The following is a 12,856-nucleotide window of genomic DNA, read 5'->3' as shown; positions in this document are numbered from 1 at the left end:
CGGTATTTAACTGCTTTTATGCAAAAGTCTCAATGTATACATTATAATTAATTTAAATTAAAACAAAATTATAAGTATTATTAGGGAAACCCTTTTTTTATGGTTCATTTATCCTCTCATTTTCTAGGGGCGGGGGCGCTTATTGCGTCGACTTTTTTGATGCCGCTTAGCTACGCTCAAAGCAACTCCTCCATTCCAAATACGGCACAATTTGAAGAGCAACGTCAACAACAACGTGACGCTTTTCAGCAATCACAACGTCAAGCACAGGAAGATGTACGCTTAGAGAGCAGTCTTCAAAGTACAGCCTCGGGTACTTTGTCATCTCTAGGGCAAGAATCACCCTGTTTCCCCATTGAGCACGTTGAGTTACAAGGGGATAAGTCAGAGCGCTTTCAATTTGCCTTAGGTGAAGCGATAAAGCGAGCTGAGTTTATAGCTGGTCAATGTATTGGCGTTCAGGGGCTGGAGCTCTTAAGCGTTCATGCGCAAAATGCCTTAATTGATCGTGGTTATACCACCAGTCGGATTGTTTTGGAAGCACAGGATCTAAGCCAAGGCACGGTGTATTTGACTGTTATTCCCGGTTATATCGGTTCGATCAAACTGAGTCGTCAAGAGAGTGACAGCGTGTATGGACGACGCACTGCTTGGTTACAGAATGAGCTTCCGGCGAGTAGCGGTGATGTTTTTAATCTACGAGATATAGAGCAGGGTCTAGAGAATTACCGACGTGTGCCTACTGCGCAAGCTCAAGTTCGTATTGAGGCGGTGAGGCGATTAACAGCAGTGATCTGTATATTGATTGGCAGCAGCGTAGTGTGCCGTTTCGTTTTAGTCTTGGTCTGGATAATTCAGGCAGCAAGCAGACCGGTCGCTACATAGGCACGACCACACTCTCCGGAGATAATCTTTTGGGGCTTAGTGATCTGTTTTATATCTCCTATAACCGGGGTTTGGGCGAAAAGACAAGTTTGCGTGATGAGGTGGGGAGTCGGACTAAGAGTGGCACCGATAGTTATTCCTTGCACTATTCGATTCCTTGGGGGCATTGGCAGCTTTTTTATAATCAAAGTTATCATCGTTACCACCAAGCGATTGCAGGTGCCTATGAAAATTATGACTACAACGGGCGTAGCTTAAACCGTGAAATAGGCCTGAGTCGAGTGCTTTATCGGGACAGTCGACGCAAAACTCAGCTCAGTGCGAAGTTATGGCAGCGGCGCTCTCACAATTATATTGCTGATGCGGAGATTGAGGTACAGCGTAAGAAGATGGGTGGTTGGCAAGCCACTCTCTCTCATAAGGAGTTTATTAGGCAAAGTACCTTAGGTTTCGATGTGTCCTATCGTCGTGGTACCGGTATATTTGGCAGTGAGCAGCCGGCAGAGTATCTCTTTGGTGAAGGCACGTCGCGTATGCGAATTATTACCGCGGATATGCATTGGCATATTCCGTTTACTGCTGCGCGCGAGAATTTTTCTTGGGACAGTCGTGTTCATGCGCAATGGAATAAAAGCCCACTGGTCACACAAGATCAATTAGCCATTGGCGGTCGTTATACAGTGCGTGGCTTTGATGGGGAATATTATCTAATGGCTGAACGTGGTTGGTATTGGCGTAATGATATCGCCTGGCAATACCAACCTAGCCATCAACTTTATGTGGGACTGGATGTTGGCCGTGTGAGTGGCCCCTCAGCTGATTTGCTTGTAGGTCAAACATTAGCAGGTGGAGCTGTCGGTCTGCGTGGCCAGCTCGATATGGGCGGACGATGGGGACAATGGTATTACGATCTCTTTGTCGGTACACCGTTAAAAAAACCGACCGCATTTAAAACTAAAAACACCGTGATTGGCTTTACGGTAAATTATTCTTTCTAATAAGCGTGTTATGAATAACTCTTTTTATAAAATAATCTTTAATAAGAATCGTGGCCAATTGATGGTAGTCAGTGAGATCGCACAGGGTCAAGGTAAAAATACAGCGACACGCTGCGCGGTAAACGTATCCTCCAGTCCATTATATGTACCGCTAAAAGCAATGATCTTAAGTTTGTTGGTCGCTACCGGTGTGCTGCTTGATAATGAAGCAGAGGCACAAATTCGTGCTGATAAGGCGGCGCCGAGACATCAGCAAGCCACCGTTTTACAAACAGCCAACGGCTTAGATCAAGTAAATATTCAGACGCCGACCGCAGCAGGGGTCTCAGTCAACCAGTTTAGCCAATTTGATGTACAACAGCAAGGCGCTATTTTAAATAATAGCCGTCAGTCAGCACAGACGCAGCTTGCCGGTTGGGTGCAAGGCAACCCGCATTTAGCGCGTGGTGAAGCGAATGTGATTGTGAACCAAGTCAACAGTCGGGCGCCGAGTCGATTACAAGGCTTTACTGAGGTTGCCGGTCGCCGGGCGGAAGTGGTGATTGCCAACCCTGCCGGTATTGCAGTAGATGGCGGAGGTTTTATTAATGCTCAAGGTGTTACCCTGGCAACCGGTCAAACGCAGATCAATGCTCAAGGTCGGTTGACAGGCGTAGCGGTTAATCAAGGGACGGTTCAGGTATTAGGGGGCGGTTTAAACACCAAAGACGCTAACTACACGCAAATCCTCAGCCATGCTGCCACCATCGAAGGCGGCATCTGGGCCAATGACTTGAGTGTCTCAACCGGTGAGCAAGATATTGTCTTTGACGCCAAGGACCTTAATCAGTCAGCCAAGTTAATGAACTTAGCAGATACTCAGCATCGAGTCGCTGCCGCTGAGCGTGACGCTAAGCAGTCAGCCGCTATCGCCATTGATGTGGCGCAGTTGGGTGGTATGTATGCCAACTCCATTGTCTTAATCAGTAATGATAAAGGGGTGGGTGTTAATAACTCAGGTCAACTCTATGCGGGCGCAGGTCGCTTGCAACTGAGTGCGGATGGGCAGTTAAGTAACTCGGGCGAAATGGTGGCATCGACCACCAACACAGCAGAGCCTGTTGCCAAGGTGCAAATTACCAGTACATCACTGCAGAACCAAGGCACTATCGCAGCGCCTGAGGTCTCAATTAAGGCAGCACAAATTCACAACACGAAAGGGTTTGTTACAGCAAGTAAAACGCTTCAAATAGAATCAACTGAGTTGGCAAATACCGAACAAGCTCAGTTAAAAGCAGGGCGCCTGGATATTCAAACCGAGCGGCTTGAGAATATCCAGTCAGGAATTGTGCAAACAGGGACTCAAGCGTTGAATATTAATTCAGCGGCACTGACCAATAGTGGTCAACTCGGTACAGCCGTTATTTCGGATCCAGTTAGTTCAGACATCGATCCGGAAAACCCCTCTAGCGGTGATGCGCCTTCACCGACCGAGCCGGGTCAACAGACGCCGAGTAGTAGTACTGCTTTAGGCAAGACCACTACTGAGACTGTCGTATCGCCTGCTTTAGCTGCCGGACGTATCCAAGTAGAGAGGAATATAACAAATGACGAAGGGCAAATTTCTGCCAATGGGGATGTCCACTTAAGCTTAAGTCAGGCTCTGCATAATCAAGGGGATATTCAGGTTAAGAACCTGCAGAGTAAGGGTGAGCAGTTGCGTAATGCCGGCTATATCAATGCAGAGCGCTTAGATCTTGAGCACCGTCATCTCGATAATCGTCAAGGTCATCTTTACTCATCGAATGCTATCTCCTTGGCAACGGAGACCCTGGATAACCGAGCAGGTCAGATTAGTACACGGGATTCTTTGCTGATTGATAATCAGGGACGATTGGATAATAGCCAAGGACAGTTATTGGCGGCACAGGCCATTACGCTTAACACGCAGGAGATGCAAAATACCCAAGGTCAGCTAGTCACCGGAAAAAGTTTATCGGTCTCTGTAGAGGAAGTTTTGCACGATCAGCAAGGTCAATGGCAAGCGCTTGAGGCCCTACGGATTCATGCCGGTGAGCTGCAGAGTGAGCAAAGCCGCTTTAGTACAGACGATGAACTCCATTTGGCGAGTCAAGGTCAGCTCGTCCTGACAGAAGCACAGTTGAGTGCGCAGCATAGTCTACAGCTTCAGGGTGATGGCGTACAGATGAAGGATACCGAGGCCTTTGCAGAGCAACTCCAAGTGCTTAGTTCTGGTGAGCTGCAAAGTCAAGGTGCACAATGGCAAGCACAGCAGGTGCAGGTTGAGGCCGTGGATTGGCAAAATTTGCAAGGAGAGATCGTTGCTGAGAAAGACTTAATAATTCGTAGCAACTCACTGGATAATCAGCAAGGACGATTAGTCAGCGGTGAGGTGATGAGTGTACATCTTGATCAGGATCTCATTAATCAGCAGGGATTATTGCAGGCTGGTCAAGCGCTTGACATACGGGCTAGGAATTTGCATTCTGAGGAAGGCACTTTAGCCGCACAAGGTCCTGCACAGCTAGCGATTGCTGAGATTTTTGATCAAAGCGGCGGACTGACAACCATTGGTGGCAAGCTCATGTTAAGCAGTCGCCGTTTAATCAATCGAGGTGGTCATTTAGAGAGTGCCCAAAGTCTGGCGCTGCATGTAGATGAAGCGATTGATAACACCGAAGGCAGGTTACAAACGTTAGGTGACATGGAGGTGATGACGGCGGGTCAGGTAGTTAATACCCAAGGGCAGTTGATGGCAGGAGAAGCCCTGACTCTTCACGCAGAGCGATTAGATACACAAGCTGGGCAGATTGCCTCAACTGGTGCTTTGACGCTGACTGTGGATGACGAGCTAAACGCTAATCAAGCGCAATTAGTAAGTAATAAAAGCCTAAAGCTGCAAGCAGCTTCACTTGATGCCTCAGCGGCGAGTTTTGTCACAGAAGAGCAGATGCAGCTAAATGTGCGTGATAAGCTCCTAGCACAAGATAGTCAATGGCAGGCAGGTAAAGGCATTGCATTAAATGCTGATTCAATCGATCTGACCAGCAGCAAAATGGCTGCAGCAGCGATTCAAGCCTCAGCGCATAGCGATGTCATCGTGTCGTCAGGACTTTTGCAGGCGGATGAGTCTATGCTCCTACAAGCTAAGGCTGTTAAAGCAGATCATGGCTATCTGTCAGCAGGTGAGCGTGTACAGGTCAACGCCTCTCAACTGTTCGATCATCAGCAAGGTACTTTATTGTCTGGTGGTGACGTACAGCTAGATGTGGGTCAATTTCTTAATGAGCAAGGTAGCTTGTATGCTGCTTCGACTATACAGATTGACGCCACGCAAGATATTAAGAGCGTACAAAGTGATATTCAATCAGGTGGTGAGCTGTTAGTTCGTGCAGCAGGTAGTATTCATCAAGGCGGGCGGTTACTAGCAGCAGAGCAACTCACGCTTCAGGCCCAACAACTACAGCATGAAGAAGCTCAGCTACAAGGTCATGTCGTCACCTTGCAGAGTGCCGATGGTCTGCACTTACGAGATAGCACTTTGTTGTCTGCTACTCAGGTGCAGCTGCATTCGGGTGGTGATAGTTATCTAGACGAAACGACGGTACAAGCTGAGGACGATGTTGAGTTCAGAGCACAAGCGCGTGCGGATCTTAAACAAAGTCAATTACACAGTCGCCAGGGAAGCGTGTTACTTGACGCTCAAGAAAGTCACCAACAAGATAGTCAACTTGTTGCTAAAGAAATTAATTTAAGCTTAAGCAATGAGCTTAAGGCAGAAGACGGCTATTGGTTAGCTGAAGAAGGGTTAACCATACAGACACCGACATTGCAGATGACGTCGATGAACACGCAGGCTGATACGTTGACTATTCAGAGTGTTGGTGATGTGCTGCACGATCAGAGCGTGACAGTGGTTGATGGTGAGCTTCGTATTGATGCAAAAAATCTCAGTAATCACGCAGGTCAATTGGTTTCAGCTAAGCGGCTTGAGGTTACTGCATCGGGTACTGTGGATAATAGCGCCGGACTGATGATCTCTGATGGGCAGATGGTGCTGAATCAAGAAAGTCTGATAAATACGAAGGGTAAACTGCATGCGGCAGAGAACTTGACGATTCAGGCGAGTCAAGGAATCGACAGTCTAGACAGTGAAATCGTCTCGGCTGAGTCCATTCAAATACAAGCTGCTACGAAGGTGCAATTAGGTGGCGTACTTTTTGCAGAAGAGAGTCTTGACGTTGAAGGCTTTGAGCAGCGTTATGATGCAGCGCATTTGCAAGCTAAAGAGATTAGCTTGAGTGCGCAAGGCGATCTTGCATTAACTAAGAGCACCTTATTAGCGGAAGAAGCGGCATCGTTGGTGTCAGGAGCTAATTTATCGCTCAATGAGGTACAAGGTCAAGCGCAAGGTGTCTTTACCATAGACGTAGAGGAACAAGCGACACTTGAGCAGTCCGATCTACAGAGTGTGGGCGGACCTTTGTCGATTCGTGCGGCAACGCAACAACATCATCAGAGTACGTTGCTTGCAGAAGATATTAAACTGACCGCAGGTCAGACCTTGGGTGCTGAAACGAGTCAGTGGGTTGCACATAACAACTTGGATTTGGCGGTGGGTAGCCTTGATTTGACTCAGCATCAAAGCCAAGCAGAGGCTATTCAACTGAACAGCCAAGGCCGCATTGAGCAGCAAGATAGTCTAATGCAGGCAGATAAGACGCTGGAGATTAAGGCACAAGCATTGACGAATAGGGGTAGTGATATCACCGCAGGTACGGATCTAGTGATCAAAACGTCCGGACACGTAGATAACCATGAGGGGTTACTACTGGCTGATGGATCGCTTAAGATCCAGGCAGCAGAGCTTCGTAATGAGCAAGGTCGCGTAGCGAGTCAAGGCTCGACTGAGCTGGGCATTGACGGGTTACTCAATAATCAGCAAGGGTTGATTGCTACTTCTGATGAACTAATTCTTCATGTCGGTAGCTTGCATAATCAAGCAGGACAGGTGTCCACAAAACAGGCTATGAAGGTTGTTGTTGGTGAAGAGTTTAATAATCAAGCGGGCTTAGTGGTCTCTGATGCTTCATTCGATCTTAATGTTGGTCATCTGTTTAACCAAGCAGGTCAGTTGCAAGCAAAAACTGACTTTCACCTAACAGCGAAGCAGGCGATTGATAATCTGCAGGGAGAGATTGTTGCAGGGGGCTCTGCGAATCTTCATTCACAGGGTGCACTTGTCAATAGTGGTGTGATAGCGGCAGGGGATACACTGGCTATTCAAGCCGAGCAGATCACACAAGAAGGTGGTCATCTTCAAGCTGAGCAATTAGCACTTAAGGCTAAGCAAGCGATAGCGATGAGTGACGAGAGTACGGTGTTGGCAACTGATTCAGCTGAATTGAGTGCCGGTACGAATCTATCCTTAGCGGATACACAAATACAAACACTCAATAAGCTGCAGCTACAGGCTGGGCAAAAGATTGCAATGCAAGACACGGACTTACAGAGTCAACAAGGCGATGTCAGCCTTGATGCTAAGTCCATTGTGCAGGCAAATACCACCCTGGGGGGCAAGAACTTGGCGCTTAGCGCTAGTGATAACATTCAGGCAGAAGACAGCCAATGGCTAGCGGATAGCACCTTACAGGCAACGAGCGACGTGCTGAATTTACATCGACTCAGCAGTGCAGCTGAGCAGATTAAGCTGCAAGCGAATCAGGGCTTGAAGCATCACGACAGCGTGATGGTGGCAGAGCAGTCAGTCCATTTGCAGGCGGCCGCTATGACTAATCAGGGTGGCCAAATTGCAGCAGGTGAAAACCTTCAGATCAACGCCGGACAGTTACTTGATAACCAAGAGGGTGCTTTAGTTGCGCAACAAGATCTACAGATTACCGCCTCTATTGTGACTAATCAGCAGGGCAAACTATCTGCCCAGCAGGATCTTCAAGTGACGGCATCGCAGAGCGTGAATAATCAGTCGGGTCTAATGGTGGCTGATGGTGCATTACTGCTCAGTAGTCCCATCGTTATTAACAAGGGTGGACAGATTTCAGCCGCTAACTTACTGGCAATAAATAACAATACAAGCTTTGATAATCAATCGGGATTGTTGGTGTCGGATGGTGATATTCGCTTAGAAACTTCATCACTGGAAAATAGCCGCGGTCAAATTCATGCCAAAGGTAATACAACGATTCAGGCGTCACAGCGTATAACGAATCATGGTGGAGAAATTTTGGCTGCCAAGACGGTCAGTCTGCTCGATTCCGCTCAGCAACGCAATCAACGTCGTCTGCAGATTGAGCAAGATGCCAATGGTGTGATTCAAGGCAATGAAGGCACTGTGCTTATTGCTCAAGAGCTTCGTAGTCAAGCGCGCATAGAAACCCCCGGACACCTACAGTTGGATGTGACTGAAGGGTTCAATAATCTGGGAGGACTGCAGGCAGGAGGTTCTTTAAGCCTGATTACGGATAAGCACTTACATAACACACAGACAATCTATAGTCCGGACGCGTTGACGGTACAGGCGAGTGATATTCATAATGACAGCACGGGTGAGTTATTAGGCGAGACCGCCGTCACGGTGGTTGCAAAGACAGGCGATATTGTGAATCGCGGTTTAATCAATAGCAATGGCGTGACCACAGTAGAGGCAGCCGGTACCATCGATAATATTGGCTCGGGGCGAATTTACGGTGATCATGTTGCGATACAGTCAAAAACGCTTTTAAATCGTGAGGAGGTGCAAGCGACTGGTGAAAGGAAAGCGGCGGTGATTGCGGCACGAGAGCGTTTAGATATTGGTGTTCATTCCTTGCGTAACCAAGAAGAAGGTTTACTCTTTAGTGGGGGTGATTTAGCTATTGGGGCTAGGCTGGATGTAAATAAACAGGCACAGGGACAAGCGTCGAATCTGATTAACAGCGCTGCAACCATAGAGTCTTTGGGGGATATGTATCTTAATGTGCACAGTATAAGGAATTTAAATCCTGATTTTGAATTAACAAGAGTTCAAGTGTCTACGCCTGAAAGATTTGATTTTATTGTGCATGACGGGCAGGGCTATGAAACACGTGTTGATAAAAAAGACTTAAAAGAACGTCGGTGGAGTCGTCGCGCTTGGGAGTTTGTTAGCAAGGAGCCAGGGGATTATGCCAACTTAGTTCCTGGAGAAACGCCGCTTTGGTCGCTAGCGCAACCGGCATGTTATAGTTTTTCCGGTAATGATTGCTTTACCTCAACGCAGTTAACTAACTATGAAAAATATTCGCCGGATAACCCGGCGTGGGCCTATTTTGGGATTACCCCGGGGATCGCTACGGAGCCTTTAGCACCACGTGCGCCAACTGAACCCACGGTTTCTGAGCCGAGTAAGAGTTGTACGTTTATCAGTGATAGTGACGATAGAAGGGCATGTAGCTCAGCCACACAGGCTTGGCGTGATTATCGTCAAAACTTGGCTTCTTATCAGGAGCAGTATGCGCAGTATCAAGTAGCTTACGATACCTGGATGCAAGTGGATGGTCAGCGTTGGCATGCCTTAGATCAGGCCATCACAGCTTACAATAAAGACTATCAGCATCAATTTAAACATCGCTACACGGAGTATTGGATTACGCGTACGGAGTACGAAGATCAAGTCGCTCATTCGCGACCCGGTGATATTATTGCTGGCGGTAACTTGACCATCAATGCAGATACGCTCACCAATGATAAAAGTCGTATTGTGGCCGGTAAGGCATTGAAAGTCGACGCTCGCCATATTGACAATATTGATGCCAAAGGCTTAAGAATCATCGAAGATGAGGGTACGAGTCGTTATGCCTGGGAGAGGTGGCGTGGCGGTTTGAGGCGATATCACCAGAGAGAGCATGGTCCAGTCACTCCTTTTCTGATGACCGAGCAAAGCACCATCGATCTTCCTGTGTCCGTGTATCAGGCCTATAGTCAGGTAAGCTCAACAGGTGTCAGCCCTAATCAGTTAGCTGAGCAGGCTGAGGTGGCGGCTAAAAAGCAATTAGCGAGTGGCCAAGCATCCGACATGGAGCAAGCAGCATTTGAATCAGACGTGTCGGTGGCACGTCAAGAGAGCGAACATAGCATCGGTCAGGATGTTTCCCAACTGGATCGAGAGGCCTTCAATGGTTCGCAAACAGAGTCACTGGTAGAGAGTGATGTGGCGCAACAACTGGCGCAGGGAAAGGATGCTGTAGCGCCGTTGGATGATACAACGACCATGGATTTATTGATGGATCGAGAGCGACCGTTAGGCAGCACAAACGGAGACAAGGGCAATGCGACAATCGATGTGCTGATGCAGTCGCTTGCCCAAGAGGAAATCTCGACTTTATCACCTACGCAGGTGGATACGCCGACTATTACTACGCCGCAAGCGCCATCGTATTTAGTACCAACAAGTAGCTTATACAGTGTGGATCCGACTCGCACACGCTACCTGGTTGAAACGGATCCTGCCTTTGCCAATCAGCGTCAATGGTTAAGCAGTGATTATATGCTGCAAGCGCTCAATCAGGATCCGGCGCGTATGCAAAAACGCTTAGGTGATGGTTACTATGAGCAGCGCTTACTGCGTGAGCAGATATTACAGCTGACAGGTCAACGCTTTTTAGATGGTTATGACAACGATGAGGAACAGTTTAAAGCCTTGATGGAGCAGGGCGTGAGCTTTGCGATGACGCAGGGCTTAACGCCGGGCATAGAATTAACGGCAGCGCAAGTAGCGCGTTTAACCAGTGATATTGTCTGGCTGGAAAGTCAGACCGTGACCTTGGCGAATGGTACTACTCAAGAGGTGTTGGTGCCTCGCGTGTATGTGAAACCTCGTCAAGGTGACTTAGCACAATCAGGGGCGTTACTTGCCGGTAATACAGTGGAGTTGCAAGTCAAAGACGGCTTTATTAATAGTGGCACAGTGGCCGGTCGTGAAATTGTCAGTATTAAAGCCGATACCATTGATCAGGAGTTTGCACGCATTCAGGCTAAACGCGTCGAGTTGGTAGCTGATAGAGATATTACGCTCGCGGGCAGCACGGTCAGTGCAGAAGAGCTGGCAAGCATCCGTGCGGGCAATCAGTTGGATATTAAGAGTACCACCTACCATACGCAGGCGGATGTAGCGGGTACTAATGGCAGCCATTTCAGTGGTGAGCGTCAGGGTATTGACCGTTTAGCGAGTATTCATGTGAGTGGTGATGAGGCGCAGTTACTGCTCTCTGCTGCTAAGGACATGATCTTGACCGGAGCACTTGTCAGTCATAGCGGTCGCGATGGCCTTACTTACCTGGGTGCCGGCGATGACTTGCAGTTAGATACCGTTACTGTGGGTTATCGTCAAGATAGCGTGGGCAGTGCCAGTCATTATATTAAAGAGCAGCGCTGGCAAGATGTCGGTACGGAAATACAAGCGGTGGGCGATATCATCTTAGACGCAGGTAATGACGCTCGTTTAACTGCTGCACGGATTACCAGTGATGACGGTCTTGTCCAGTTGCGGGCGCAACAGGATATTGAGATTGGTGCCGGGACCTTAAGCAGCCAATTGGATGAGCGGCATCTCACGAAGAGCCGCAGTCTTTTGGGTAGTAAGTCCAAAGACAGGCATTGGATTCAAGACAGTGAGCAGGCGCTAGGCAGTGAGGTGACGGGTCGTGAGGTGTTGCTGCAAAGTGGTCAGGACCTCCGTGTCATCGGCAGTGATGTGATTTCGGATGAGGGGACGTATCTGCAAGCGGGTCGTGATATTAGCTTGGCTGGTGCTGAGGAGTATGCTTTTTCCGATTATCATGAAAAAACCAAGCGCTCAGGGGTCTTTGGGACGGGCGGGATAGGTGTGACCATTGGCAGCCAATCGACGGAGATTGATCATGAGCGTAGCGATGGCAGTTTACGCGGCACGCTGGTGGGTAGTTTGGCGGGCGATACGGTGATTGAAGCGGGTCGTCAATATAGTCAAGAAGCGAGCACGGTGTCATCGCCTGAGGGACATGTACTGATCACGGGGCAAGTGCTTGAGATTGCGGCCGGCAAAGAAGGTTATAGCGAACATTATCGTCGAGTTGATAAGCAAAGCGGGCTCACGGTGGCGGTGAACGTGCCGGTGGTGGAAGCCCTGCGTAAGGTTGCTCATGCCGTTGAATCCATCGGTGAAAGCAGTAACCGTCGGACCCAGGCGATGGCTGCAGCGAATACGGCGTGGAGTGCCTACGAAGGACTTGGGCAGTTGATGGATGCGCCGGTAGGCGTGGGTGAGGCGACCAATCAAAACGTCAGTGTGTCAATTACTTACGGCTCACAAAAAAGTCAGACCGAGGACAATCAGGCAGGGCATACGGTTGCGCCAAGTCAGGTCTTGGCAGGTAAGACGGTTACTTTAATAGCGGCAGGGGCCGGTGAGGACTCGAACATCCTTATCCGTGGGGCCGATGTGGTGGGCAACGTTGGCACGCATCTTGCCGCTGATAATCAACTGCTTATCACGTCAGCTGAGGCCATCGATCAAAGCCGCAGCAAAAACAGTTCCTCCGGCTGGAACGCAGGGCTGGCGATCGAGTTTGGTCAAGGTGGCACCTCCATGGGGGTGACTGCGGGTGCGAATCTAGGTAAAGGCCATGCCAATGCCGATAGCCTTTCTCATCGTCATAGCCATATTGGTAGCTTAGGTAGTCTCACGAGCTTAAGCGCCGGGGGTTCAACGACCCTTGCCGGGGCGCAGGTCTTTGGTGAGGAGGTGCACGTTAAGACCCCGAACCTTATCATTCAGAGCGTACAAGACACTGCAACCTATGAGGGTAAGCAACAGGAGATGGGTGGACAGATCACCGTAGGCTATGGGGTCTCGGGTAGTGCGAACTTTAGTCGCTCGTCGATCAATGCCGACTATGCGAGTGTGACCGAGCAATCGGGTATCTATGCAGGCGATGGTGGTTATCAGATTGAGGTGG

The 12,856-nt window shown here is 48.9% G+C and carries 3 protein-coding genes; all 3 read left to right on the top strand.

Annotation, left to right across the window (positions count from 1 at the left end; all coding sequences use genetic code 11):
- Positions 1-99: 99 nt before the first annotated feature.
- Positions 100-885, top strand: a complete 786-nt coding sequence (locus HMPREF3179_RS12475; protein ID WP_246824355.1) for a POTRA domain-containing protein — start codon at positions 100-102, stop codon at positions 883-885.
- Complete coding sequence (locus tag HMPREF3179_RS12470) at positions 822-1,883, top strand: ShlB/FhaC/HecB family hemolysin secretion/activation protein (protein WP_246824353.1); 1,062 nt, start codon at positions 822-824, stop codon at positions 1,881-1,883. The genes HMPREF3179_RS12475 and HMPREF3179_RS12470 overlap by 64 nt, the downstream gene beginning before the upstream one ends.
- A gap of 10 nt (positions 1,884-1,893) precedes the next feature.
- Positions 1,894-12,856: two-partner secretion domain-containing protein (locus HMPREF3179_RS12100; protein ID WP_070469730.1), on the top strand; the 10,963-nt coding region annotated here is incomplete at its 3' end.

Source organism: Oligella sp. HMSC09E12, assembly GCF_001808505.1.
Classification (GTDB): Bacteria; Pseudomonadota; Gammaproteobacteria; order Burkholderiales; family Burkholderiaceae_B; genus Oligella; species Oligella urethralis.
Note: the sequence above shows the minus strand (reverse complement) of the source record. Positions and strands in the feature narration are given on the sequence as shown.